This window comes from Pseudomonas sp. NPDC088444 (assembly GCF_044900175.1).
GTDB lineage: Bacteria > Pseudomonadota > Gammaproteobacteria > Pseudomonadales > Pseudomonadaceae > Aquipseudomonas.
Genome location: NZ_JBJDNK010000012.1, coordinates 79103 through 105753 on the forward strand (window position 1 = coordinate 79103; position 26651 = coordinate 105753).

24 protein-coding genes are annotated in these 26651 nt (G+C 59.5%); 8 read left to right on the forward strand and 16 right to left on the reverse strand.

Annotated features, from left to right (window positions below; all coding sequences use genetic code 11):
• The 5 genes from ACI2KB_RS22775 to ppsA all read right to left on the reverse strand — a co-directional run bounded on the left by ACI2KB_RS22775 (position 1) and on the right by ppsA (position 5655).
• Positions 1–264 carry a CrfX protein gene (locus ACI2KB_RS22775; RefSeq protein WP_404638198.1) on the reverse strand — a complete coding sequence of 88 codons (264 nt, stop codon included), beginning with the start codon at positions 262–264 and terminating at the stop codon, positions 1–3.
• 86 nt (positions 265–350) lie between these two features.
• Positions 351–1346, reverse strand: a complete 996-nt coding sequence (locus tag ACI2KB_RS22780) for a zinc transporter ZntB (RefSeq protein ID WP_404638199.1) — start codon at positions 1344–1346, stop codon at positions 351–353.
• A gap of 37 nt (positions 1347–1383) precedes the next feature.
• Positions 1384–1872 carry a ribonuclease E activity regulator RraA gene (gene rraA / locus ACI2KB_RS22785; RefSeq protein WP_404638201.1) on the reverse strand — a complete coding sequence of 163 codons (489 nt, stop codon included), beginning with the start codon at positions 1870–1872 and terminating at the stop codon, positions 1384–1386.
• 218 nt (positions 1873–2090) lie between these two features.
• A complete protein-coding gene (locus ACI2KB_RS22790) occupies positions 2091–3083 on the reverse strand; it encodes an alpha/beta fold hydrolase (protein WP_404638203.1) in 993 nt (330 codons plus the stop codon).
• Positions 3084–3279: 196 nt separating this feature from the next.
• On the reverse strand, positions 3280–5655 hold the full coding sequence (gene ppsA, locus ACI2KB_RS22795) for a phosphoenolpyruvate synthase (RefSeq protein WP_404638205.1): 2376 nt from the start codon (positions 5653–5655) through the stop codon (positions 3280–3282).
• Positions 5656–5850: 195 nt separating this feature from the next.
• Between ppsA and ACI2KB_RS22800 the strand changes: the two genes are divergently transcribed.
• On the forward strand, positions 5851–6669 hold the full coding sequence (locus tag ACI2KB_RS22800) for a pyruvate, water dikinase regulatory protein (protein WP_108238036.1): 819 nt from the start codon (positions 5851–5853) through the stop codon (positions 6667–6669).
• Positions 6670–6778: 109 nt separating this feature from the next.
• Here ACI2KB_RS22800 and prpF read toward each other — a convergent pair whose 3' ends face one another.
• The 5 genes from prpF to ACI2KB_RS22825 all read right to left on the reverse strand — a co-directional run bounded on the left by prpF (position 6779) and on the right by ACI2KB_RS22825 (position 13953).
• Positions 6779–7969 (reverse strand): 2-methylaconitate cis-trans isomerase PrpF, encoded by a 1191-nt coding sequence (prpF, locus tag ACI2KB_RS22805; RefSeq protein WP_404638207.1) that lies wholly within the window; start codon positions 7967–7969, stop codon positions 6779–6781.
• 265 nt (positions 7970–8234) lie between these two features.
• The gene (gene acnD / locus ACI2KB_RS22810) at positions 8235–10829 is read right to left on the reverse strand and encodes a Fe/S-dependent 2-methylisocitrate dehydratase AcnD (RefSeq protein WP_404638209.1); all 2595 of its coding nucleotides are present in this window, start codon (positions 10827–10829) and stop codon (positions 8235–8237) included.
• A gap of 184 nt (positions 10830–11013) precedes the next feature.
• On the reverse strand, positions 11014–12141 hold the full coding sequence (gene prpC, locus ACI2KB_RS22815) for a 2-methylcitrate synthase (protein WP_404638211.1): 1128 nt from the start codon (positions 12139–12141) through the stop codon (positions 11014–11016).
• Between the two features lie 217 nt (positions 12142–12358).
• The gene (gene prpB / locus ACI2KB_RS22820; RefSeq protein ID WP_404638213.1) at positions 12359–13249 is read right to left on the reverse strand and encodes a methylisocitrate lyase; all 891 of its coding nucleotides are present in this window, start codon (positions 13247–13249) and stop codon (positions 12359–12361) included.
• A complete protein-coding gene (locus tag ACI2KB_RS22825; RefSeq protein ID WP_404638215.1) occupies positions 13246–13953 on the reverse strand; it encodes a GntR family transcriptional regulator in 708 nt (235 codons plus the stop codon). The genes prpB and ACI2KB_RS22825 overlap by 4 nt, the downstream gene beginning before the upstream one ends.
• A 301-nt stretch (positions 13954–14254) precedes the next feature.
• Between ACI2KB_RS22825 and ACI2KB_RS22830 the strand changes: the two genes are divergently transcribed.
• The 5 genes from ACI2KB_RS22830 (at position 14255) to ACI2KB_RS22850 (ending at position 19849) form a co-directional block, all read left to right on the forward strand.
• Complete coding sequence (locus ACI2KB_RS22830) at positions 14255–14803, forward strand: ATP-dependent zinc protease (protein ID WP_404638217.1); 549 nt, start codon at positions 14255–14257, stop codon at positions 14801–14803.
• A gap of 4 nt (positions 14804–14807) precedes the next feature.
• Complete coding sequence (locus ACI2KB_RS22835; RefSeq protein WP_404638219.1) at positions 14808–16358, forward strand: inactive transglutaminase family protein; 1551 nt, start codon at positions 14808–14810, stop codon at positions 16356–16358.
• Complete coding sequence (locus tag ACI2KB_RS22840; RefSeq protein WP_404638381.1) at positions 16358–17326, forward strand: alpha-L-glutamate ligase-like protein; 969 nt, start codon at positions 16358–16360, stop codon at positions 17324–17326. The genes ACI2KB_RS22835 and ACI2KB_RS22840 overlap by 1 nt, the downstream gene beginning before the upstream one ends.
• A 325-nt stretch (positions 17327–17651) precedes the next feature.
• Positions 17652–18995 carry an aminodeoxychorismate synthase component I gene (gene pabB, locus ACI2KB_RS22845; protein ID WP_404638221.1) on the forward strand — a complete coding sequence of 448 codons (1344 nt, stop codon included), beginning with the start codon at positions 17652–17654 and terminating at the stop codon, positions 18993–18995.
• 119 nt (positions 18996–19114) lie between these two features.
• On the forward strand, positions 19115–19849 hold the full coding sequence (locus tag ACI2KB_RS22850; RefSeq protein WP_404638223.1) for a phosphoadenylyl-sulfate reductase: 735 nt from the start codon (positions 19115–19117) through the stop codon (positions 19847–19849).
• A gap of 145 nt (positions 19850–19994) precedes the next feature.
• Here ACI2KB_RS22850 and cysB read toward each other — a convergent pair whose 3' ends face one another.
• The 5 genes from cysB to ACI2KB_RS22875 form a co-directional block, all read right to left on the reverse strand.
• Positions 19995–20969: an HTH-type transcriptional regulator CysB gene (cysB, locus tag ACI2KB_RS22855; RefSeq protein ID WP_404638225.1), complete on the reverse strand. Its 975-nt coding sequence runs from the start codon at positions 20967–20969 to the stop codon at positions 19995–19997.
• 152 nt (positions 20970–21121) lie between these two features.
• On the reverse strand, positions 21122–21616 hold the full coding sequence (locus ACI2KB_RS22860) for a universal stress protein (RefSeq protein WP_404638227.1): 495 nt from the start codon (positions 21614–21616) through the stop codon (positions 21122–21124).
• A 96-nt stretch (positions 21617–21712) separates the two neighbouring features.
• Entirely contained in the window at positions 21713–22633 is a 921-nt protein-coding gene (locus tag ACI2KB_RS22865) for a 5'-nucleotidase (protein ID WP_404638229.1), read from the reverse strand.
• A 39-nt stretch (positions 22634–22672) separates the two neighbouring features.
• On the reverse strand, positions 22673–23629 hold the full coding sequence (locus ACI2KB_RS22870; protein ID WP_404638231.1) for a putative 2-dehydropantoate 2-reductase: 957 nt from the start codon (positions 23627–23629) through the stop codon (positions 22673–22675).
• A gap of 30 nt (positions 23630–23659) precedes the next feature.
• A complete protein-coding gene (locus ACI2KB_RS22875) occupies positions 23660–24019 on the reverse strand; it encodes a thioredoxin family protein (RefSeq protein ID WP_404638233.1) in 360 nt (119 codons plus the stop codon).
• Between the two features lie 214 nt (positions 24020–24233).
• On the opposite strand from ACI2KB_RS22875, the gene ACI2KB_RS22880 reads away from it, so the two are divergent.
• A complete protein-coding gene (locus ACI2KB_RS22880; protein WP_404638235.1) occupies positions 24234–25310 on the forward strand; it encodes a 3-deoxy-7-phosphoheptulonate synthase in 1077 nt (358 codons plus the stop codon).
• Positions 25311–25377: 67 nt separating this feature from the next.
• Here the strand turns inward: ACI2KB_RS22880 and ACI2KB_RS22885 are convergent, their stop codons facing one another.
• Positions 25378–25659 carry a GNAT family N-acetyltransferase gene (locus ACI2KB_RS22885; RefSeq protein WP_404638237.1) on the reverse strand — a complete coding sequence of 94 codons (282 nt, stop codon included), beginning with the start codon at positions 25657–25659 and terminating at the stop codon, positions 25378–25380.
• Positions 25660–26296: 637 nt separating this feature from the next.
• Here ACI2KB_RS22885 and oprI point away from each other — a divergent pair.
• On the forward strand, positions 26297–26548 hold the full coding sequence (oprI, locus tag ACI2KB_RS22890) for an outer membrane lipoprotei OprI (RefSeq protein WP_025113130.1): 252 nt from the start codon (positions 26297–26299) through the stop codon (positions 26546–26548).
• The last annotated feature ends 103 nt before the right edge of the window (positions 26549–26651 follow it).

Genomic DNA, 26651 nt, shown 5'->3' on the forward strand with positions numbered 1-26651 from the left:
TCAATCAGCCTTGTCTTGAGCACTGGAAACATCAGTGCCGGCAATCGTCGCCTTACGACGGGAAACAGGTGAAACGTGAGCCGAGCCGTTGTTCACGGCGATCATCAGGCCCTGCACACAGCGACCGAACAAGCTGAACAGGTCACCGGCACCGACCTGGCGGTTCGCCGTTTTCAGGACGCGCCCCAAAACCGCGTCGTCGTCCCGGCTGGAGGACGACGAATTGAGCATGTCTCGCAGTGATTCTTCAAACGGGTCGTGCATGGGCACCTCACGTGATGTCACTGAAAGACGCCAACGTTTGTGCACGAGTCACACAACACCTCTGAGAAACGCCACTTTTTTACCCATTACATCCACCGCAGGCGCTTGAAGAGCCAGATTTGCCCGGCGGCGAGCGCGATCATCAAGCCACACGCCAGCATGAAGCCATGGGTATTGTCCGCGCCCGGAATGCCCCCGACATTGATCCCGAGCAACCCGGTAATGAAGCTCATCGGTAGGAAGATCCCGGTGATGATCCCAAAGCGATACATGGTTCGGTTCATGCGCTCATTGAGGCGTCGGTCTTCGGCCTCAAGCACCAGTCCCACGCGCTCACGCGTCAGTTCCAGCTCTTCCAGATATCGCGTCAGGCTGTTGTTCAGCTCGTTCCAGTAATCCGCATCGTCCTCGACGAACCAGGGCATTTTGCTGCGGCTTAACTGCGCATAGATGTCTCGTTGCGGCGCAAGAAATCTGCGCATGCCGGCTGCCCGTCGGCGGATATGCACCATATTGCCATGCTCAGGCAGATACCGTTCGTCGGCATCTATGCGTTCTTCCATGTCGTCGGCCAGTTCCGTTAGCTCAGTAACAACGGCCTGGACCTTGTCGGTGAGTAACTGAGCCAGATAAACCAGCAATTCTGAGGCGGTTTTCGGCCCTCTGCCCTCAGTGAGCAGCCCGATCAACTCGTCAGTGGCACGCAGTGAGCGCAGACGCAGCGAAATCACCCGCTGGGCCTCGGCGAAAATCCGCACCGAGACCATGTCTTCCGGCTCGGCCCCCGGATTGAGGTTGACCCCGCGCAAAAACAGCAGCAGCTCGTTATCCGGTAATGGCAACAGTCGTGGCCGGGTGTTTTCTTCCAGCATCAGGTCGCAGACGAATTCGCTCAGCCCACTGGACCTGCGCAACCACGTCTGCGTTTGAGGATGGCTGCGATCCCAGTGCAGCCACACGCTTTCATGCGGCGCCAGTTGCAGCGTATCCAGATCAGTGCGAGCGATCGCGCGCGCCCCACCTTTTCCATCCAGCACCAGGGCGTGCACCAGGCCCCACTGCGCATTCGAATCATCAACCATTCACTTTCCTTGCTGTCCCGTACGGCGAAAACGCCGGTTACTCCGGCATTTTCAGGGGGCTTGGGGAGACAATGATGCCGTTGTTATCGGCATACACATACTCACCCGGTCGGAACGTCACACCACCGAAGCTGACCACGACATTCAGGTCGCCCAGTCCACGCTTGTCAGTTTTGAGTGGATGACTGGCCAATGCCTGCACACCGAGGTCGGTCTGTGCCAGGACATCGACATCACGCACACAGCCGTAGATCACCATGCCTTCCCAACCGTTTTTGGCCGCTTTTTCCGCCAGCATGTCGCCCAGCAATGCACGACGCAGCGAACCACCGCCGTCGACCACAAGGACCTTGCCTTTGCCATTCTGCTCGGCTTGTTCGCGCACCAGCGAGTTGTCCTCGAAACATTTGAGGGTGACGATTTCTCCCCCGAACGAATCACGACCACCAAAGTTGCTGAACATCGGCTCGACCACCTGAATCAGCTCAGGGTAGGCGTCGCACAGATCCGGCGTGATGTAATGCATGGTGAACTCCTGTCAGTGAGGCTGTTGCCCAAGGAAAACCCGCTTTCGGCAGGCTCGGATCGCTCGCACGTCTGACCGCGCAGCGCATCACAATGCTTCCTTATATAGAACAAAAACCTGACCGACGAGTATTGGAAGCCTCCCCGACCGTCGATCGCTCGACCGGTGCTAGCTTAGCCCCGCGCAACCGACAGAGGAACGCCTGAACAGTCACGGACTCAGGAAGTTGCCAACATGTTCAGCGTTGATTCAGGCTGCACGGTGAGCATTCGCCGCTTGAGCCAGTCTTCGACACGCGGCCAGACCTGCGCTTGAGCGGCCTTGCTGACCAGCATTTGCACATGACCGAAGTCTTCGGTGAACCCTTGCTCACGCCCCAGCAGCAAAAATTCCTTTTCTTCAGCACCGATCTGTTCGAACAGCTCACGGCAGGCCCATTCCGGATCTTGCTGATCGCCCACAGCGGCAACGCACAGCGTCGGCACGTCGACATGGCGCAAGCCCGACCACCAGTCTTCCTTCTTGTCACCAAAACGGCCGAACAACCCGTGCCAGCGCATGTTTTCCAGAACGATCCCCATGGGCTCATCCTCGGGACCACGCTTGAAGCGCGCCCCGGAAACGTGGTCAAAGCGCTTGAGGATCAGGCGCGTGCTCCACGTCAACGGCGGCACTTTCAGAGGCCAGTAGGTGCGAGTGACCTGACTGCCAAACATCGCAACAGAGGCCGCCTGTTTCGTCGTCAGGTAATGACCGCCCAGCGCCGCCGCCAGAGTCGTGCCGCCCAGGGAATGGCCGATCCAGTGAGGCGTTTGCCCGGTCTGCTCAATGACAAAATCCGCAATGGCGGGCAAGTCGTAGCGCGCGTAGTCGGCCACACGATTGTGACGATAGGCCTCGTTGCGCGCCGACAGGCCATGGCCACGCATTTCGGGAATCCACACGTCGAACCCGGTGCGAGCCAGCCAGGCGCCCAGACCGATACCTTTCGGGGAATACCAGAAGCGGCGGTTGGCAAAACTGCCATGCAAAAGAATCACCGGCACGCCCCGGACATCCGGCGTCGCCACCAGGCCCAGCCGGGTCACGGCCAGCTCGACGGTGAAATCCAGGCTGTTGCCGGGCTTGAGACGGTACACGTCCTCGATCAGATCGCCGCGTCGTTCGGCGCTGATCAAGGCCACAGGAAAGAGGTTGCTGCTGCTCTGCATATCGCTTTTGTTTGACTCAAAATGGTTCATGACCCGAGATAACCACGTCAGGTCTGTCCCGGTGCTGAACTATTTGTCTGAATTTATCTGAACATTTGGCATAAAAAAGGGCGGAATCATTGAGACCGCCCTTTTCAAGAGAATCGGCCCGCCGAAACGGGCCAGCATCTTACTCGATTGTGTTACGCAACGAGAATCACTTTGGCGCATCCTGCTCGGACAGGAAGAACCAGGTCTCCAGCACCGAGTCTGGGTTGAGTGAAACACTCTCGATGCCCTGTTCCATCAGCCAGCGCGCCAGATCCGGGTGGTCCGACGGGCCCTGTCCGCAGATGCCGATGTACTTACCGGCCTTGTTACAAGCCTGAATGGCGTTGGACAGCAGCTTCTTGACCGCCGGATTACGCTCATCGAACAGGTGCGCAATGATGCCGGAATCCCGGTCCAGACCGAGCGTCAGTTGGGTCAGGTCGTTGGAACCGATGGAGAAGCCGTCGAAGAATTCGAGGAATTCATCGGCCAACAAGGCGTTGGACGGCAGTTCGCACATCATGATCACGCGCAGACCATTGTCGCCACGGGCCAGACCGTTTTCGGCCAACAGATCGACGACCTGACTCGCCTCGCCCAAGGTGCGGACGAAAGGCACCATGATCTCGACGTTGGTCAGCCCCATCTCGTTGCGCACGCGCTTGAGCGCACGGCACTCCAGCTCGAAGCAGTCACGGAAGTTCTCGCTGATGTAACGCGACGCACCACGGAAGCCCAGCATCGGGTTTTCTTCTTCCGGCTCGTACAGCTTGCCGCCGATCAGGTTGGCGTATTCGTTGGACTTGAAGTCCGACAGGCGCACGATGACCTTTTTCGGGTAGAAAGCCGCCGCCAGGGTGCTGATGCCTTCCACCAGTTTGTCGACGTAGAAACCGACCGGGTCGTTGTAACCGGCGATGCGCTTGTCGACGCTTTCCTTGATATCCAGCGGCAGGTTCGGGTAGTTCAGCAGTGCTTTGGGGTGCACGCCGATCATGCGGTTGATGATGAACTCCAGACGCGCCAGACCGATACCGGCGTTGGGCAACTGGGCAAAATCGAATGCGCGATCCGGGTTACCGACGTTCATCATGATCTTGAACGGCAGCTCCGGCATGGCATCGACGGAGTTCTGCTTGACGTCGAAGCCCAGCTCGCCTTCGAAGATGTAGCCGGTGTCGCCTTCGGCACAGGAAACGGTCACGCCCTGGCCGTCTTTCAACAGCTCAGTGGCATTGCCGCAACCGACCACCGCCGGAATACCCAGCTCACGGGCGATGATCGCTGCGTGGCAGGTACGGCCGCCACGGTTGGTGACGATGGCGCTGGCGCGCTTCATCACCGGTTCCCAGTCCGGGTCGGTCATGTCGGAGACCAGCACGTCGCCGGCCTGAACCTTGTCCATCTCGGACACGTCCTTGATGATGCGCACCTTGCCCGCGCCGATGCGCTGACCGATGGCACGGCCTTCGGCCAGTACGGTGCCCTTCTCTTTCAGCAGGTAGCGCTCCATGACGTTAGCCGAGCTGCGGCTCTTCACGGTTTCAGGACGGGCCTGAACGATGTAAAGCTTGCCGTCGTCACCGTCCTTGGCCCACTCGATGTCCATCGGGCACTGATAGTGCTTCTCGATAATCATCGCCTGACGCGCCAGGTTGCTGACCTCTTCGTCGGAGAGGCAGAAACGCGCGCGGTCAGCGGCTTCGACGTCGATGACCTTGACCGACTTACCGGCCTTGGCTTCGTCGCCGTAGATCATCTTGATGGCTTTGCTGCCCAGGTTGCGACGCAGAATCGCAGGGCGACCAGCTTCGAGGGTGTTTTTGTGGACGTAGAACTCGTCCGGGTTCACCGCGCCTTGAACGACGGTTTCACCCAGGCCGTAAGCGCCGGTGATGAACACCACGTCACGGAAGCCCGACTCGGTGTCCAGGGTGAACATCACGCCTGCAGTGCCCGTCTCGGAACGGACCATGCGCTGAACACCAGCAGACAGGGCCACCAGCTTGTGGTCGAAACCCTGGTGTACGCGGTAGGAAATGGCGCGATCGTTGAACAACGAGGCGAAGACTTCTTTCGCCGCGCGGATCACGTTGTCGACGCCGCGAATGTTGAGGAAGGTTTCCTGCTGACCGGCGAACGACGCGTCGGGCAGGTCTTCTGCGGTGGCGGAAGAACGCACGGCCACGGCGATATCCGGGTTACCTGCCGACAGCGCAGCGAATGCCGTCCGGATTTCGGTGTTGAGCCGCTCGGGGAACTCGGCCTCCATGATCCACTGACGAATCTGCGCGCCCGTCTTGGCCAGCGCGTTGACGTCGTCGACATCCAGGGCATCGAGCGCTTTGTGAATCTGATCGTTAAGACCACTCTGCTCAAGAAAATCACGATAGGCCTGAGCTGTAGTGGCGAAGCCTCCGGGGACGGAAACGCCTGCGCCCGCCAGATTGCTGATCATCTCGCCGAGGGATGCGTTCTTGCCCCCCACATGCTCAACATCATGTTTGCCGAGCTTATCGAGGGAAACTACGTACTCTACCAAGGTGATCTCTCCACTAACCGGTTTGTTGTTGGGAAAAGCGTTGGCGCTGGAATCACAGGAAAAGCGGATTCTGCGCACGTGTGGTCTGGATCTTGAAGTCTGACGCGTAAAACTCGTTAGAATGCGGCCAGTCATGGCACGCAAGCGCGCCTATGATATCCAAGAATCGTCACCAGCTTAAGGCCCAAGGCGCAAATGAAACGATCCGCTTTCTTTATCTCCGACGGCACCGGCATCACTGCCGAAACCCTTGGCCAGAGCCTGCTAGCGCAGTTTGAAAACATAACCTTCAACAAGTTCACGAGGCCCTACATCGACAGCGTCGAGAAAGCCCGTGCCATGGTCGCGCAAATCAACAAGGCCGCCGAGAAGGACGAAGTGCGTCCGATCATCTTCGACACCATCGTCAATCAGGACATCCGCGAGATTCTGGCGACATCCGACGGTTTCATGATCGATATCTTCTCGACCTTTCTGGCCCCGCTGGAACAGGAGCTTAGTTCACACTCCTCCTACTCGGTGGGCAAATCCCACTCCATCGGTCACAACTCCAATTACATGGAGCGGATCGAAGCGGTGAACTTCGCACTGGACAACGACGACGGCGCCCGCACCCACTATTACGACAAGGCCGACATCATTCTGGTGGGTGTTTCGCGCTGCGGGAAGACGCCTACCTGTCTATACATGGCGATGCAATTCGGGATTCGCGCGGCCAACTACCCGCTGACCGAGGACGACATGGAGCGTCTGCAATTGCCGGCCGCGCTCAAACAACATCGGGCGAAGTTGTTCGGTTTGACGATTGACCCGGATCGCTTGACGGCCATACGTCATGAGCGCAAGCCGAACAGTCGTTACTCCAGCTTTGCGCAGTGTGAATTCGAAGTGAGAGAAGTGGAAAATCTGTTCCGCCGCGAGAACATTCCGCACATTAATTCCACACATTTTTCGGTCGAGGAGATCTCGGCGAAAGTGTTGGTGGAGAAAGGGGTTGAGCGGCGGTTCAAGTAATCTGCCAACTGCATCGCTATGCTCTCTTTAGCAGTCCGGCTTACCGGCGGTGGCGTCTCCACAATCGCTGCCGACGGCAAGACGGACTGCTACAGAGGTACGTGTGATATCAAAAAGAATCGCCCGGCACGCGCACCCAACCCTCCATCAACACCCGCGCACTGCGGCTCATGATGGCTTTCTTGACTTGCCATTCGCCTTCGACCAGAGCCGCTTCGGCGCCCACGCGCAGAGTGCCCGAGGGGTGCCCAAAGCGTACCGCGCTGCGTTCTCCGCCACCCGCCGCCAGATTGACCAGCGTCCCCGGAATCGCCGCCGCCGTGCCAATTGCCACAGCGGCAGTGCCCATCATCGCGTGGTGCAGTTTGCCCATGGACATCGCGCGGACCAGTAGATCGACGTCGTCCACTGACACGCGTTTGCCGCTGGACGATACGTACTCGCCGGGTTTTGCGACAAAAGCGACCTTCGGCGTGTGCTGACGCTTGGCGGCCTCATCGACATGAGCGATCAGGCCCATACGCACGGCACCATAGGCGCGGATCGTTTCAAAGCGGCTCAAGGCTGCCGGATCACCGTTGATGGCGTCCTGCAATTCGGTGCCGGTGTAGCCGATGTCGCTGGCATTGACGAAAATCGTCGGGATACCGGCGTTGATCATTGTTGCCTTGAAGGTCCCGATACCCGGCACCTCAAGGTTGTCCACGAGATTGCCAGTGGGGAACATGGAGCCGCCTGCGCCCTCCTCTTCTGCGGCCGGGTCCATGAACTCAAGCTGGACTTCGGCCGCCGGAAAGGTCACGCCATCCAGTTCGAAATCGCCGGTCTCCTGCACTGCACCGTTCGTGATCGGCACGTGGGCGATGATGGTCTTGCCGATGTTGGCTTGCCAGATGCGTACCACGGCTACGCCGTTTTGCGGGACACGTGCCTCATCGACCAGCCCATTGCTGATCGCGAACGGCCCGACAGCGGCTGACAGGTTGCCGCAGTTGCCACTCCAATCGACGAACGGCTTATCGATGGAGACCTGGCCAAACAGGTAGTCGACGTCGTGGTCGGCCTTGATGCTTTTCGACAGGATCACCGTTTTGCTCGTGCTGGATGTGGCGCCACCCATGCCGTCGATCTGCTTGGCATAAGGATCGGGGCTGCCGATCACCCGCAGCAACAGGGCATCGCGGGCCGGGCCAGGGACCTGCGCCGCTTCAGGCAGATCCTGAAGGCGAAAAAACACACCCTTGCTGGTGCCCCCACGCATGTAGGCGGCGGGGATTTTGATTTGTGCTGTGTGGGCCATGAAATAGATTTCCTTAAATGATGCGTGGCCGCATGAAAGATTCTGCGTTGACTGGTCAATTGCATTCGCCACCAAGGCGGCTCCGACAGTAGTTGCGTCGAATCCGGATTTTTCGTCCACACCGAACCTGTGGGAGCTGGCTTGCTGGCGAATGCGGTCTTTCAGTCAATCAGCCAGTTGCCGATCCACCGCATTCCCCAGTAAGCCAGCTCCGACACGGATGGCATTCAAAATCACAGACATACGCCGTACGACAGATTCCCCCTCAAGCCACAGCGGACGATTCGAGGAAGTCTTGAGCGAAGCGCTGCAACACGCCGCCCGCTTCATAGATCGACACTTCTTCGCCCGTGTCCAACCGGCAGGTCACCGGCACCTCCAGGCGCTGACCATCCCTTCGCTGAATCACCAGTGTCAGCGTGGCGCGGGGGGTGCGTTCGCCGATCACGTCAAACGTTTCAGTGCCATCGATACCCAGCGTGGTGCGATTAGTGCCCGGCTTGAACTCCAGCGGCAACACGCCCATCCCCACCAGATTCGTCCGATGAATGCGTTCGAAGCCTTCAGCGACGATGGCCTCGACCCCTGCCAACCGCACGCCCTTGGCCGCCCAGTCTCGCGACGAACCTTGGCCGTAATCCGCACCGGCCACGATGATCAGCGGCTGTTTGCGGTCCATGTACGTCTCGATGGCCTCCCACATCCGGGTCACCTTGCCTTCCGGCTCAATCCGCGCCAGCGAACCCTGTTTGACCTTGCCGTTCTCCTGAACCATTTCATTGAACAGCTTCGGGTTGGCGAAGGTAGCGCGCTGGGCCGTCAGGTGATCGCCCCTATGGGTTGCGTAGGAGTTGAAGTCCTCTTCCGGCAGGCCCATTTTCGCCAGGTACTCGCCCGCCGCGCTGTCGAGCATGATCGCGTTGGACGGCGAGAGGTGGTCGGTGGTGATGTTGTCTGGCAATACCGCCAGAGGGCGCATGCCTTTGAGCGTGCGCTCGCCCGCCAGTGCGCCTTCCCAATACGGCGGACGACGAATGTAGGTACTCATCGGGCGCCAATCGTACAACGGCTCGACCTTCGGACCGGTGTCGTCATGCACCGCGAACATCGGGATGTACACCTGCCGGAACTGCTCGGGTTTGACCGACGCCTTGACCACTGCGTCGATTTCTTCGTCGCTGGGCCAGATGTCCTTCAGGCGGATTTCTTCGCCATTGGCGCCAATGCCCAGCACATCTTTCTCGATGTCGAAACGGATAGTGCCCGCGATGGCGTAGGCCACCACCAGCGGTGGCGAGGCGAGAAACGCCTGTTTGGCGTAGGGGTGAATCCGCCCGTCGAAGTTGCGGTTGCCCGACAATACAGCGGTGGCGTAAAGATCACGATCGATGATTTCCTGCTGAATCACCGGGTCCAGCGCCCCGGACATGCCATTGCAGGTGGTGCACGCGAACGCCACCACGCCGAAGCCCAGTTGTTCCAGTTCGTGAGTCAGCCCGGCTTCGTCGAGGTAAAGCGCCACCGCTTTGGAACCCGGTGCCAGCGAGGATTTCACCCACGGTTTGCGCGTCAGTCCGAGCCGATTGGCATTGCGCGCGATCAACCCCGCTGCGATCACGTTTCGCGGGTTGCTGGTATTGGTGCAACTGGTGATGGCGGCGATGATGACCGCACCGTCCGGCATTTGACCGGGGGTTTGCTCCCATGCGCTGGCAATACCCTTGGCTGCCAGATCCGAAGTCGCCACCCGGGCGTGCGGGTTGGAAGGCCCGGCCATATTGCGCACCACGCTGGACAGGTCGAAGCTCAGCACCCGTTCATATTCCACATCCGCGAGGCCGTCGGCCCATAGCCCGGTGTGTCTGGCGTAGGTTTCCACCAATTTCACCTGCTGATCGTCACGACCGGTCAGGGTCAGGTAATCGATGGTCTGCTGATCGATGGAGAACATCGCCGCCGTCGCGCCGTATTCCGGAGCCATGTTGGAAATGGTCGCGCGGTCACCGAGGGTCAACGCACGAGCGCCTTCGCCGTAAAACTCAAGATAAGCGCCGACAACCTTCTGTTTGCGCAGGTACTCGGTCAATGCCAACACGACGTCGGTGGCCGTGATACCCGCTTGCGGGCGGCCCGACAGTTCAACGCCGACGATGTCCGGCAGGCGCATCCATGACGCCCGGCCAAGCATGACGTTTTCCGCTTCCAGCCCGCCAACGCCAATGGCGATCACGCCCAGTGCGTCGACGTGTGGGGTGTGGCTGTCAGTGCCCACCAGCGTGTCAGGAAACGCCACGCCATTGAGGGTCTGAATGACTGGCGACATCCGCTCCAGGTTGATCTGGTGCATGATGCCGTTGCCCGGCGGGATCACCTCGACGTTCTTGAACGCCTGCTTGGTCCAGTTAATGAAGTGGAAGCGATCTTCGTTGCGCCGGTCCTCGATGGCGCGGTTCTTGGCGAAGGCATCCGGGTCGTAACCGCCACACTCCACGGCCAGCGAATGGTCGACAATCAATTGCACCGGCACCACCGGATTGACCTGCGCCGGGTCTCCGCCCATGCCAGCGATGGCATCACGCAAGCCTGCCAGGTCCACCAGCGCGGTCTGGCCGAGAATGTCGTGACAGACCACACGGGCAGGAAACCACGGAAAATCGAGGTCACGCTTGCGTTCGATCAATTGGGTCAGCGAAGCCTTGAGGGTCGCCGGATCGCAGCGGCGCACCAGGTTTTCAGCCAGTACGCGTGAGGTGTACGGCAAGGTGGCGTACGCGCCCGGCTTGATGGCATCGACGGCCTCACGGGCGTCGAAATAATCCAGAGACGTGCCAGGCAATGGCTTGCGGTATTCAGTGTTCATCGTCAGAACTCGGTCACGGTTGGTTCAAAAAAAGCCGGGGCCTGAAGCCCCTCTCTCGTAGGAGCGCGCCTGCCCGCGATTGCGTTCTGCCTGATACAGAAGTGTTGAATGACACCACGCAATCGAGGGCAAGGTGGAACGCCACCCCGGACGCTCCTACAAGCGGCCGTCACCCCGGTCCTACTCAGCGTTGCTCGATTGGCACGAACTTGCGCTGTTCAACGCCGATGTACTCGGCGCTCGGGCGGATGATACGGTTGTTGGCACGCTGTTCGAACACGTGAGAGGCCCAGCCGGTCAGGCGCGAGCAAACAAAAATCGGCGTGAACAGCTTGGTCGGAATGCCCATGAAGTGGTACGCCGAGGCATGGTAGAAGTCCGCGTTAGGAAACAGTTTCTTCTGCTCCCACATCGTCTTGTCGATGGCCTCGGAGACCGGGAACAGCACCGTGTCGCCCACTTCGTCAGCCAGTTTCTTCGACCAGCCCTTGATCACCTCATTGCGCGGGTCGTTGTCCTTATAGATCGCGTGGCCAAAGCCCATGATCTTGTCCTTGTGCTCCAGCATCCCCAGGGTGCCTTTCACGGCCTCTTCGGCAGACGAGAACTTCTCGATCATGTCCATCGCCGCCTCGTTGGCACCGCCGTGCAGCGGACCGCGCAGGCTGCCGATGGCGGCCGTGATGCAGGAAAACAAGTCCGACAGGGTCGAGGCGCACACCCGAGCGGTGAAGGTTGAAGCGTTGAATTCGTGCTCGGCGTAGAGGATCAGCGAAACGTCCATGACCTTGCGGTGCAGTTCACTTGGAGTCTTGTCCAGCAGCAGTTTAAGGAAGTGACCACCGATGGAAGCCTCGTCGGTGACGCAGTCGATGCGTTTGCCGTCGTGGCTGAAGCGATACCAGTAGCACATGATGGCCGGGAACGCCGCCAGCAGGCGGTCGGTGGAATCGCGTTGCTGGTCAAAACTGGTTTCAGGTTCCAGGTTGCCGAGCATCGAGCAGCCGGTGCGCATCACGTCCATCGGGTGCGCTTCGGCAGGGATGCGTTCCAGCACTTCCTTCAGGGCTTGCGGCAGGTCGCGCAGGCCCTGGAGTTTTTTCAGGTAAGCGTCCAGTTGCGCTTGCGTCGGCAATTCACCGTACAGCAACAGGTAAGCGACCTCTTCAAAGCGCGCGTCGGCAGCCAGCTCGCGCACGTCATAACCACGGTACGTCAACCCGGCACCGGCCTGGCCCACGGTCGACAAGGCAGTCTGTCCGGCGACCTGACCCCGAAGGCCTGCGCCGCTCAATACTTTTCCTTCAGCCATTGCTCTCTCCAATCTTGTAGTTTTTGGGGTATCGGCAATTCGTTAAGACCCACGCATACATCAGAACGGTGGCGATCCTGTGGGAGCGAATTCATTCGCGAGAGGCCGGTACATACGACATCGATTCCATAGATGTACCACCGCATCGTCGGAGTGCCGCCCAGAATGAATTCGCTCCCACGGGGTTCGGTTATCACCCCATGATCCGGCGTGAATTTCAGCCCTTCTTCTGCGCAAACAGCGCATCCAGTTTCTGTTCGAAAGCGTGGTAATCGATGCGTTCATACAACTCCATGCGGGTCTGCATGGTGTCGACTACGTTCTTTTGCGTGCCGTCACGGCGAATCGCGGTGTAGACGTTTTCCGCCGCCTTGTTCATCGCGCGGAAGGCCGACAGCGGATAAAGCACCATCGCCACTTCGGCCGAAGCCAGTTCATCGGTGGTGAACAACGGCGTGGAGCCGAATTCCGTGATATTGGCCAGAATCGGTGCTTTCACCCGCGAGGCGAACAGCTTGTACATTTGCAGTTCAGTGATGGCTTCAGGGAAGACCATGTCCGCGCCTGCCTCGATACAGGCCGCCGCGCGGTCCAGCGCCGACTCCAGCCCTTCGACGGCCAGCGCGTCGGTGCGCGCCATGATCACGAAGCTGTCATCGGTGCGCGCATCGACGGCAGCCTTGATGCGGTCGACCATTTCCTGCTGCGAAACGATTTCCTTACCCGGACGATGGCCACAGCGCTTGGCGCCCACCTGGTCTTCGATGTGCATGGCCGCAGCACCGAACTTGATCATCGACTTGACGGTGCGTGCCACGTTGAATGCCGAAGCACCGAACCCGGTGTCCACGTCCACCAACAGCGGCAGATCGCACACATCGGTGATGCGGCGCACGTCGGTCAACACGTCGTCCAGCCCGGTGATGCCAAGATCCGGCACCCCCAGCGACCCCGCCGCCACACCGCCGCCAGACAGATAAATCGCCTTGAAACCGGCGCGCTGGGCGAGTAGCGCGTGGTTGGCGTTAATGGTGCCGACCACTTGCAGCGGATGCTCGCTGGCCACGGCGTCACGGAAGCGTTGGCCGGGAGTCGTTCTTGAAGTCATTGTTCACCTCGGTCAGAAGCACTTTGATAGCGCTGTTCGATGTTGCGTTTAGACGCGCCGATGTGGCGACGCATCAGCAGTTCCGCCAGCTCGCCGTCACGGTCGGCAATGGCGTCGAGAATACGATGGTGCTCGGTAAAGGCCTGACGTGGCCGATTCGGCGTGGTGGAGAACTGGATGCGGTACATGCGCACCAGTTGGTACAGCTCGCCACAGAGCATTTGGGTCAGCGTGCTGTTGCGTGCGCCCTGAATGATCCGGTAGTGGAAATCGAAGTCCCCTTCCTGCTGGTAGTAACCGACCCCGGCCTGAAACGCCGAGTCACGTTCGTGGGTATCCAGCACGTTGCGCAGTTCGTTGATTTCTTCGACGGTCATGCGCTCGGCGGCCAGGCGGCAGGCCATGCCTTCCAGCGACTCGCGAATTTCATAGAGTTCCACCAGCTCTGCATGACTCAGCGACACCACCCGCGCGCCAACATGGGGAACGCGCACCAACAGGCGCTGCCCTTCCAGCCGGTGGATCGCCTCACGCAACGGCCCACGACTGATGCCATAGGTGCGCGCCAGTTCAGGCTCGGAAATCTTGCTGCCAGGGGCGATCTCGCCTTTGACGATGGCAGCCTGAATGCGGCGGAACACGTTCTCGGACAACGTTTCCGAATCAACTGGAGCTGTGGGTGCAATCTCTGCGGCATCCAACATTGTCGACACCTTTCGCTTTGATATTCGTAAAGCTAGCGAAGGAAAGGCACTTTCGTCAAAGACATTTTCAAGACTGTCGACAATCGTCTAATAACCTCTCGGCATGAGACGTTTTCCTACGCATCAAGTCGGCACCACCGTTCGCTGGCGCCATAAAACCTTCATGCTAGAATGCCGACCGAATTTGCCTGCCCAGGCAGGCCCTTAAGGAAGTCCATATTGGTCTTGGCTCTTGGCGCGAACCAGATCCCCAAGCTGACGTCAAAGCCGCTCCTTGTATTCATTCACCACGCCAGGACCTATGAGCCGTCATCCCCTTTTCTGCCTTTTGTGCCTGTATTTGCCGGGCCTGTTCTTCAGCGATCTGTGCACGGCTGCGGGCAAGACCGTGTACGGCCTGAACGAGTACGCCGATCTGGCCGGGATCGATCTGCAAGTGGCGGCCAAACTCGACACCGGGGCCAAAACCGCCTCGCTCAGCGCCCGCGACATCAAGCGTTTCAAGCGCGATGGCGAATCCTGGGTGCGCTTTTACCTGGCCATCGACGATGCCCACGAACACCCTATCGAGCGGCCGCTGTCACGGGTCAGCAAGATCAAGCGCCGGGCGGGCGACGTCGACCCGGACGACGAAAAGAAATACACCTCACGACCGGTGATCAGCCTTGACGTGTGCATGGGCACGGTTTCTCGCACCATCGAAGTGAACTTGACCGACCGAAGTGCATTCCAATACCCACTTTTGATTGGCTCCGAAGCCCTCAAGCACTTCGACGCACTGGTCGATCCAAGCCTTAAATATGCTGCAGGCAAACCGGCCTGCATCACCGATGCTCAAACCGCAGAGTAACCAAATGCGCTCTCTCACCCTCCATCTGAAAATCCTGATCGCCACCCTGGTGACCCTGGGCATCGCGATCACGGCCTATCAGATACTGGTACTCGGCATCCCGGTGACCGAAGACGAAACAGACGACTTGTGGAACATCGACGCCAAGGTCGAGTTCGTCGCCAACCCGAAAGACTCGGTCAAGGTGCAGATGTACGTGCCACCGCTCTCGCGGGACTACATCAGCCTCAATGAAAGCTTCATTTCCAACAACTATGGCGTGAACGTCAACCGCGCGGACGGCAACCGCAAGGTCACCTGGTCCGCTCGCCGCGCCACCGGCAATCAGACGCTGTACTACCGTCTGGTACTGACCAAGCGCTACAGCGCCGAAAAAGCCAAGGTCAAAGGCCCGATCTTCCGCGACAGCATCGCGGTCGAAGGCCCGGAAAAAATTGCCGCCGACGCCCTGCTCGCCCCCATTCGCCAGCACTCGGCGGACGTCGAGACCTTCGTCAGCGAAGCCATCCGACGTGTCAACAATCTGAGCGACGATAACGTCAAACTGCTGCTGGCGGGCGATCCTTCAGTGCAAAACAAGGCGCGGGTGACCGAAATACTGCTGTCCATCGCCCACGTGCCCGTGGAAAAGGTGCACACCATCCGTCTGGTCGCCGACCAGCCCCAGACCCCGGAGCTGTGGCTGCGCAGCTTCAATGGCAAGGACTGGCTGTATTTCAACCCGGAAACCGGTGAAGCCGGACTGCCTCAGGACCGTCTGTTGTGGTGGATCGGCGACGACAACCTCATCACCGTCGAAGGCGGCAAGAAGGCCATGGTCAGTTTCAGCCTGAACAACAGCGAGATGAATGCCATCCGCCTGGCCAAGCTGACGGACGAGAACACCGACGCCGATTTCCTTGAATACTCGCTGTACGGCCTGCCGCTACAGACCCAGCAGACCTTCATGATCATGGTGATGATCCCCATCGGCGTGCTGGTGATCCTGATCCTGCGCAACCTTGTCGGCCTGCAAACACTGGGCACCTTCACCCCGGTGTTGATCGCGCTGGCCTTCCGCGAAACACAGCTGGGTTTCGGCATCGTGCTGTTCACCATCATCACGGCGCTGGGCCTCTCGCTGCGTTCCTACCTTGAGCACCTGAAACTGCAGATGCTGCCGCGCCTGTCGGTAGTGCTGACCTTCGTGGTGGTGTTGATCGCCGCCATCAGCCTGTTCAGCCATAAACTCGGCCTGGAGCGCGGGCTGTCGGTGGCGCTGTTCCCGATGGTGATCCTGACCATGACCATCGAACGCCTGTCGATCACCTGGGAAGAGCGCGGCGGCGGTCATGCCATGAAAGTGGCCATCGGCACGCTGTTCGCCGCGTCGCTGGCGCACATCATCATGACCGTCCCGGAGCTGATCTACTTCGTGTTCACCTTCCCGGCCATTCTGCTGATCCTGGTGGGCTTCATGCTGGCCATGGGACGTTATCGCGGCTATCGCCTGACCGAGCTGGTGCGTTTCAAGGCCTTCCTCAAGGAAGACGCCGAACGGGAAAGCGCTCGATGATCGGCTGGTGGAAAACCTGGAAAGCGCTGGAAGCCAAGGGGATCATGGGCATCAACCGGCGTAATGCCGACTACGTGCTCAAGTACAACAAGCGCAGCCTGTACCCTATCGTGGATGACAAGATCATCACCAAGGAACGAGCCATCGCGGCGGGGATTCACGTCCCCGAAATGTACGGAATCATCTCCACCGAGAAGGAAATCGAGAAACTCGACGACATCATCGGCGGACGCAGCGACTTCGTGATCAAACCCGCTCAGGGCGCGGGTGGCGACGGTATTCTGGTGATCGCCGACCGCTTCGAAGAGCGCTTTCGCACGATTTCCGGGCGTATCATCAGCCATGACGAGATCGAGCATCAGATTTCCAGCATCCTCACCGGCCTGTACTCCCTGGGTGGGCACCGCGACCGGGCGTTGATCGAGTATCGGGTGACCCCCGACCAGATTTTCAAAAGCATCAGTTATGAAGGCGTACCCGACATCCGCGTGATCGTGCTGATGGGCTATCCGGTGATGGCCATGCTGCGTCTGCCGACCCGTCAGTCGGGTGGCAAGGCCAACCTTCACCAAGGCGCCATCGGCGTGGGCGTGGATCTGGCCACCGGCCTGACCTTGCGTGGCACCTGGCTGAACAACATCATCAGCAAACACCCGGACACCACCAACGCGGTGGACGGGGTGCAACTGCCCAACTGGGACGGCTTCATGAAGCTGGCCGCCGAATGCTACGAGCTATGTGGGCTGGGTTACATCGGCGTGGACATGGTGCTGGATCAGGATCGTGGCCCGCTGATCCTCGAACTCAACGCCCGCCCCGGCCTGAACATCCAGATCGCCAACGACTGCGGCCTGACGCATCGCACCCAGGCCGTTGAGAGTCGATTGGAGGAACTGGCTGCCGAAGGCCGTCATGACAGCCCGGAAGAACGGGTGAAGTTCGTGCAAGAGTTGTTCGGGCATGTTTAAGCAGGTATTCCGCGAACCTGCGCCAAACCCTGCGGGCGAACTCATGTTGATCGTGCCCATGCTCCGCGTGGGCATGCAGCCTCGGACGCTCCGCGTCCAGTGACGCGGAGCGTCACACGATTCATTCCCACGCAGAGCATGGGAACGATCAACATATCGAAAAAACCCTGCGTTCAACCATAGAATCTCCCACAGGTGATCATCGACTCACCTGTGTCGCACTCGGCAACAAGCGGCGCACAATCGCCGAATTCCGACATCCCCCTAGGAGTCAGGCCACCGGGGGACTACAATCGCCGTCCGCGCCACGACTGACCGTTTTCGCATGCCTATCTGCTCTATACACCCGATCGCCTATCACGCTGACCCGACCGGGTATTTTTCCCTGATTCGCCAGGCACCCGGAGCCGTGCTGCTGGACAGCGGCCGCCCGGAGGCGGACCGGGGTCGGTTTGACATCCTCAGTGCATGGCCTGTGAAAACGTTCGTTCCCGCTGCCAGCGAGTCAGGCTCCACCTTCCTGAGCCGCCTGCGCGCAAGCCTTGCGAATCTGGGCACCGCAACGTTACCGAACGATAGCCCCCTGCCATTCGCAGGCGGATTGATGGGGTATCTGGCCTACGATTTCGGCCGTTTGCTGGAGCCGTTACCCAGTCACGCTGCCGATGACCTGCACCTGCCTTCGGCCCGCCTCGGGCTCTACAACTGGGCGCTGATCAGCGACCACCAGCACTGCACCTCGCAGTTGGTCTTTCACCCTTCATTGGCCAGCGATGAACGCCAGCGCCTGATCACGCTGTTCGCGCAAACGCCCGCGACCGTCGACACCGCGTTCGCCCTCACCCAACCCTTTGCCGCCGACACCAGCGCCGAACAGTATCGTCAGGCCATCGAACGCATCCACGCCTACATCCAGGCCGGTGATTGCTATCAAGTGAACTTCGCTCAACGCTTTCGCGCCCGTTACAGCGGCGAGCCTTGGGCCGCGTACCAAGCGCTGCGCGTCGCCTGCCCTACACCCTTCGCGGGCTATCTGACCCTGCCCGATGGCGACGCGATAGTGAGCCTGTCCCCCGAGCGCTTTATCAAAGTCAGCCAGCGCCAGGTGGAAACCCGCCCGATCAAGGGCACTCGCCCTCGCGGTCAGAACGCCGCCGAGGACACCGCCTACGCGAACGAATTGCTGGCCAGCAAAAAGGATCGCGCCGAGAACCTGATGATCGTCGACCTGCTGCGCAACGACCTGGGCCGCACGTGCCGGATCGGTTCAGTGCGCGTTCCCGAGCTGTTCAGCCTAGAGAGCTACCCCAACGTCCACCACCTGGTCAGCGCCGTGACCGGTGAGCTGGCCGAAGGGAAAGACGCGCTGGACCTCATTGGCGGCAGCTTCCCCGGTGGTTCGATCACGGGTGCGCCGAAAATCCGCTCGATGCAGATTATTGACGAGTTGGAACCGACCCGTCGTGCTCTGTATTGCGGCTCGTTGTTGTACCTGGACGTGCGCGGCGAAATGGACAGCTCCATCGCCATCCGCAGCCTGCTTGCTCAAAGAGGACAAATCGCTTGCTGGGGTGGCGGCGGCATCGTCGCCGATTCGGATTGGGAGGCGGAGTATCAGGAATCCATTACCAAGGTGCGGGTGTTGCTGCGCACGCTTGAGGCGTTATAACAAGATCGCGAGTGCAGCCCGCGCGCAAACGCAGGTTTCAGGCAAATCGACGACGGATTTTGTTACCATCTGCGCCATTACGAGCGCCTAAGCGCCACTCTTGATTAGGAAGCCGCCTGATGAGTCATCCGTTCGATGTCGCCGAAATCGCTGCGACTTATGCCAACAAGTCCGCTCAGGACATTCTCAAATTCGCCTTCCAGCACTTTGGCGACGAACTGTGGCTCTCCTTCAGTGGCGCCGAAGACGTGGTGCTGGTGGACATGGCGTGGAAGATCAACAAGAGCGTCAAGGTATTCAGCCTCGACACCGGCCGCTTGCACCCGGAAACCTACCGTTTCATCGACCAGGTCCGCGAGCAATACAAGATCGCCATCGACATCGTCTCCCCCGATCGCGAGAAGCTTGAGCCGTTCGTGAAGGAAAAAGGCCTGTTCAGTTTCTACAAGGACGGCCATGGCGAGTGCTGCGGGGTGCGCAAAATCGAACCCCTGCGCCGCAAATTGGTGGACGTGAAGGCCTGGGCCACCGGCCAGCGTCGCGACCAGAGTCCCGGCACCCGCAACAGCGTGGCCGTGGTGGAGATCGATGGCGCGTTTTCGACACCTGAGCGCCCGCTGTATAAATTCAACCCGCTGGCCCAGATGAGCAGCGCGGACATCTGGAATTACATCCGCATGCTGGAGCTGCCTTACAACAGCCTGCACGAACGGGGTTTCATCAGCATCGGCTGCGAGCCGTGCACCCGCCCTGTCCTGCCCAACCAGCACGAGCGCGAAGGCCGTTGGTGGTGGGAAGAAGCCACGCAGAAGGAATGCGGGCTGCATGCGGGGAATCTCATCTCCAAAGCCTGACGGCCAAGTCCCCCCCTTTGTAGCAGTCCGGCTTGTCGGCGGCAGCGATCTCAAGAACGCCACCGCCAACAAGCCGGACTGCTACAGCAATCGGGTGCATTCAGTCACACCAGCATCGCTCGGCCTATACAGCTACGCGCCGAGATCAATGCTCCGGCAGCACCACGCCCTCGAAGAGTTCTTCCAGCTCCTGCTTGTTATGGCACTGAATGGCCTTGGCCATGACGTCGCGAGTCAGGTGCGGGGCGAACTTCTCGATGAAGTCGCACATGAAGCCGCGCAGGAACGTGCCGCGACGGAAGCCGATCTTGGTTACGCTGGCCTCGAACAGTTCACTGGCGTCAAGCACCACCAAGTCGCTGTCCAGCGTCGGGTCCACCGCCATTTTCGCAACGATGCCCACCCCCAGCCCCAGGCGAACATACGTCTTGATGACGTCTGCGTCCGCGGCGGTGAACACCACTTTGGGCGTGAGGCCGCGATGGCTGAAAGCTTCGTCGAGTTTGGAACGGCCCGTGAAGCCGAACACGTAGGTCACGATCGGGTATTCGGCGAGGATTTCCAGGGTCAGCTTGGGCAGCTTGGTCAGCGGGTGCCCCTGCGGCACGACCACGCAGCGGTTCCATGTGTAGCACGGCATCATCACCAAATCGCCGAACAGCTCCAGCGCTTCGGTGGCGATGGCGAAATCCACGGTGCCGTCGGCGGCCATTTCGGCGATCTGCATCGGCGAGCCCTGGTGCATGTGCAGCGCCACGTCCGGGTATTGCTTGATGAAATTGCTGATCACTGGCGGCAGCGCATAACGCGCCTGGGTGTGCGTGGTGGCGATCGACAAGGTGCCTTTTTTCTCGTTGGAGAACTCTTGAGCGATCTGTTTGATGCTCTCGACCTTGCGCAGAATCTCGCCCGCCGTGGTGATGATCCGCTCCCCCGCAGGCGTAACGCGGGTCAGGTGCTTGCCACTGCGTGCAAACACCTCCACGCCCAGTTCGTCTTCAAGCAAACGGATCTGTTTGCTGATGCCCGGCTGCGAGGTGTACAGGCTCTGCGCCGTCGCCGAAACGTTGAGGTCGTGGTGCGCCACTTCCCAAATGTAGCGCAATTGTTGAAGCTTCATATGTATCCCTCAAAGCCGGTAGACGCCACGGGCATCAGCAACGGTATATAACTGGATTAATGGTCTGAAAGGCAAAGCTAGAACTTTTTATCATTTTTATTCGGTAATGGCACGCTGCTTTTAGCATCTGTCCCCATTTTTCCCCTGCACCCTTAGCGCCCGAATCGGTATTGCAGCATCGGCACCATGTACACCGGGACTTCCGAAAGCTGCAAAACCCGCGCAGCCGTACGACCAATCGGGGTGTCACCTTCAGCCCCATGACTGTGGCTGCCCACCACCAGCAAATCGACTTCCAGCCGTTGCGCCTGCTCCAGAATCACGTTGGAGGGGTCCCCCTGCACCACGCGTACACTGCGAATCAGCTCAAGGTCCTGATTGTCCTCCCCCAACTCATCACGAAAACCTGCCAACACCCTTGATTCGATGCCCTCGATCACGGTGTTGACGCCCTCACTGTGCAGCTCGCGTAACACATCCTCGGCCAGATAGCTTTGCAGGACCGACTCGGCGAACAGCCCCATAGGCTCCACGACGTGAATCACGTGCAGTTCGGCGTTGAACGTTCTGGCGAGCGCCAGCGCATGTTGCAAGACAAACGGTGCATAAAGGCCGAGGTCCGTGGCGTACAGCATCGAGCGAATCATGTGACCTCCAGGCGACCCATGACAGGCGCAGACATCATGAGCGTAGCAGTGCGCAGACGATTCAGCCGGTTTGATACAGCTTTCCGGTCTAACGGTTCACGGTTTTAGCTCATTGCTGATGCCGTGAGGCACATGGCCGGTGGCGACGACCTCGCGAGCTTTCTCGCAATGGCCAGGCTGATCGTCAAAAAACACGTCTGCGGCGAACGCTTCCAAAAACGCGGCTTTGTCCAGACCGCCCAGAAACAATGATTCGTCCAGCCGAATGTCCCATTCGCGCAAGGTGCGAATCACCCTCTCATGGGCCGGAGCAGAGCGCGCCGTCACCAGCGCGGTACGAATCGGACACGCCTCTTCCGGGAACTCCCGCTGCAACAGGTTCAACGCGGCGAGAAACGGCTTGAACGGGCCACCGGGCAAAGGCTGCCGCGCCGCCTCACGCTCGCTGGCCTGAAAGGCCTCAAGGCCGCCCGTCTGGTAGATCCGCTCCGACTCATCGGAGAACAGCACCGCGTCGCCGTCGAACGCGATACGCAATTCGGCACTGGCCGCTCGCCGGGCACCACCAGACAGGATGGTCGCAGCGGCAAATCCGGCGTCCAGTGCGCTGCGCACGTCTTCGGCGTGGGTGGAGAGAAACAGATGACTGCCAAAGGCTGCCAGATAGGGAAAAGGGCTGCGACCGCCCACAAATGCGGCGCGAGAAATGTCCAGCCCGTAGTGCTGAATCGAGTTGAAGACACGCAGCCCGGTGTCGGCACTGTTGCGTGAAACCAGCACCACCTCGACGCGTGATGCCTTGAGACTGGCATTGAGGCTCAGCAGCTTCTCGACCAGCAGGAACGCATCCCCTGGCTCCAGCACCTCGTCTTCGTGGTCAATCTGGTACTTGCGGTAGGCCGCAACCCCGTCGGCCATGTAGATGGCGTGGCTTTCTCGCAGGTCGAACAGCGCCCGTGAAGAAATCGCCAGCACCAGCTTATTGCTGGCGGTTTTCAGGGTCAGGTCGTTGGCCATCGGTGATTTCCCTTTCCGGCGTCAGGTACAGCGCAGTGCTCAACGGTTGGCGCGATCAATGAACGCCAGACTCTGGAACAGGGCGCGAATCTTCGGCATGTCGCAGCCTCCTGCCAACGCTGCCGCCAGCGGACGGACGTAGATCGCGTCCAGCTCCAAAGGCCGTTTCTCGACGAAATCGTGGTACATGCTGGGCCGATAGTCCGGCATCTTTTCGGTGATATTGAACAGATGCTGCGCATAGCCTTCCGGCAGTTCATGACCACAGGCCTCGGCACCTCGCACCACTTCAGCCATCAGCCCCTGAATCAGATCGCGGCTGTCGGGGTCAGCCATCAGCGGTGTGGTGCTGGCGCCGAGCAAGACCGACAGGCCGTTGTAAGGCACGTTCCACACCAGTTTCTGCCAGCGCGCTTTATCAAGGTTGTCCATCGCCACCGAATCGATCCCCGCCGCATGGAACAACGCAGCGCCCTCTTCGACAATCGCCAGACTGGCCGCCGCATCGGCTGCCGGGCCGCTGTAATAACCAATATTGACGGCGCCCAGCGCCTGATGGGTGATCTGCCCCGGCCCGGTGCGATGAACACAGATAAAGCACAGACCGCCCAGCAAATGCAGCGAATCAGGCAGTAACGCGCGCAGCTCTTCCTCCACACCCAGCCCGTTTTGCAGGTTCAGCACTCTGGCGCCCGGCGCAGCGGCCTGAGCAATGGCGGGGGCTATGCCGTTGTTGCCGGTGGTCTTGGCACCGACCAACAGCCAGTCGCAGGGGGGCATGTCGGCCGCCGAGGAATAGGCCTGAACGTTATCGAGGGTCAACAAGCCATGGACATGACTGTCGATGCGCAAACCCTGCTGTGAAACGGTGCTGAACTCGCTGCGCAGCAGAAAATGCACGTCATAGCCTGCGCGGGCCAGCATCAGGCCATAAAAGCCACCGATGGCGCCGGTGCCGATAATGCCGATGCGCGGTTGTTTAGGGGTTTCGCTCATGGATTCCTCATCAGTGACTGCAAGCAAGGTTCAGGGCAGATCGTCCGGGGCACGGCGCAGGGCCTGATTCAAGCCCTCATTGATAGCGTCTGCGGACAACTTGCTGCGCAACGGGCCATGGAACTGACCGTCACGGATCACGAACAACGACGGCAGATGGAAGACACTGTAACGCTGCACCGCACCGCCGTTCTCTTCGGCATCGATCCAGCACAAACGCTCGACCGGCAACCCCAGCTCCGGCAAATGATGGCGCGCCCAGCGGCAGCTGGAGCAACCCACGCTGGTAAAGATGAGCAGCGATGTGCCCGGCAGCGCCAGCAATTGCTGATCGACATCGAAATCCGTCAGTTGCAGTTGATCCACGCCGATCTCCCCAAGGTCTGGCACACACTATATCCGCAGATAGGCGCCGGTTTCCAAACTTCAGGCTGCCTCAGACATCCTTGAGGACCTGCACCCCGCCCCGTTGGGGGGACGAAAGCCACGTTTGCCCATTGTGGAAGTACGGGTTAACGCGCTAAGGTTCCGCTCCCCGCTGCCCTAACCCTGCTGGACCCCGACCTGAATTGGCGGCCAGCAACGTGACCTGATGAGTAACACGATGGCTGATTTACCGATTGACGACCTTAACGTCTCTTCTAACGAGACCCTGATCACTCCGGACCAGCTCAAGCGCGAAATTCCCCTCACCGCTGCCGCCCAGGCCACCGTGAGCAAGGGCCGCGAAGCGATCCGCAACATCCTTGATGGCAAGGACCACCGCCTGTTCATCGTGATCGGCCCGTGCTCGATCCACGACATCAAGGCCGCTCACGAATACGCGGAACGCCTGAAGGCACTGTCTGCCGAGCTGTCCGACACGCTGTATCTGGTCATGCGCGTGTACTTCGAGAAACCGCGCACCACTGTAGGCTGGAAAGGCCTGATCAACGACCCGTATCTGGACGATTCCTTCAAGATCCAGGACGGTCTGCACATCGGTCGCCAGTTGTTGCTGGATCTGGCCGAAAAAGGCCTGCCGACGGCGACCGAAGCACTGGACCCGATCTCTCCGCAATACCTTCAGGATCTGATCAGTTGGTCGGCCATTGGCGCACGCACCACAGAATCCCAGACCCACCGCGAAATGGCCTCGGGCCTTTCTTCGGCGGTCGGCTTCAAGAACGGTACCGACGGCGGCCTGACCGTAGCGATCAACGCCCTGCAATCAGTGTCCAGTCCTCATCGCTTCTTGGGCATCAACCAGGAAGGTGGCGTGTCCATCGTCACCACCAAAGGCAACGCCTACGGTCACGTGGTGTTGCGCGGCGGCAATGGCAAGCCGAACTATGATTCGGTCAGCGTCGCCCTGTGCGAACAGGCGCTGGCCAAGGCCAAGGTCAAGCCGAACATCATGGTCGACGCCAGCCACGCCAACTCCAACAAGGATCCGGCCCTACAACCGCTGGTCATGGAGAACGTCGCTAATCAAATCCTGGAAGGCAACGAGTCGATCATTGGCCTGATGGTCGAAAGCCACCTGAAATGGGGTGCGCAGTCGATTCCCAAGGATCTGGCCGATCTGGAATACGGCGTGTCGATCACCGACGCCTGCATCGACTGGGAAACCACCGAGAAGACCTTGCGCAGCATGCATGCCAAGCTCAAGGACGTGTTGCCCAAGCGCAAGCGCGGTTGATAGGGCCGGTTTGAAAACGACAACGCCGAGCATCTGCTCGGCGTTTTTCATTTCAGCGATGGAACAATCAGATCTTGGCGGCCTGGCGCTGGTGACGCTCCATGTAGCGCTCCACGTAGGAGCACGATGGAATCACGGTGTAGCCGTTGCTTTCAGCGAAATCGAGAGCCACTTCGGTGAGGGCCGCAGCGATGCCCCGCCCACGCAAGGCATTGGGAACGAATGTGCGATAGATGTCCAGGGTCTGCTTGCCCAGGTCCATGTAGGTCAGATAAGCACGATGACCGTCGATGTTGATTTCGAACTGGTGACCGGCCTTGTCATGGTGAATGGAAAACGCCTCGCTCATCACTACTCCTAGCGGGTCTTGGAATTGGACCCCTACCTTACCGATGTTTTCCCGGCGAAGGAACTGCAACGCCACCCCGTGCCTGATTTGGACACGGAGAAGGCCTCTGCTTCTCCCGCAAATGAGCACCTGCAAATAGTAGGCGCCATTTCCGGATCTGCTCAAGTGAATCAAGGTTAAATGCGCTGCCGCACATCTGACCGCTCTGTCCCGTTGAACCTGTCATCGCCGACGAATGTCCATTGAGACGCCGTCGGCTTGGCAAAGTCACTTAAAGCACAGCCGAACAAGCATCATCGCCGATCTTCGTCTATAAACAGAAAGCTGCAGTGTGGTTCATCCCGTGCAGGCGCAGCGGTGCAAAGGATGCGGTCAATGCGTTGCCTGGTGTTGAAAGCGTGCGCTTGCACTGAGCCTGCTCCCGACTCATTGGCAGACGTATTTGCCTGAGAGGGCTAGCTTTTCTCTGAAGAAAAAGCGTGAGGATTCGCACGGAACGCTTTCAAAGCAAAGAATTTTATGCGGTTCTTGCGCTTAGTCCGTTTACTTACTACAAACAATGGGTACTATGTACGCCGGTCATTTTCTCATTTTCGAGAGATGATTAACTTGAAAGAAGTCCTTTAAGGGGAACACGATGAACAACGTTCTGAAATTCTCTGCTCTGGCCCTGGCCGCCGTTCTGGCTACCGGTTGCAGCAGCGCATCCAAAGAAACCGAAGCTCGTCTGACTGCTACTGAAGACGCAGCTGCTCGTGCACAAGCTCGTGCTGACGAAGCCTACCGCAAGGCTGATGAAGCTCTGGCTGCTGCTCAGAAAGCTCAGCAAACTGCCGACGAAGCCAACGAGCGTGCTCTGCGCATGCTGGACAAGGCTAGCCGCAAGTAATAATCCCTCGGGGTTATTCATAAGCCGGTCCGATTTCGGACCGGCTTTTTTATTGCCTGCGTTTTGATGGACACCGATTCGGGGCAATAAAAAACCCGCTCGC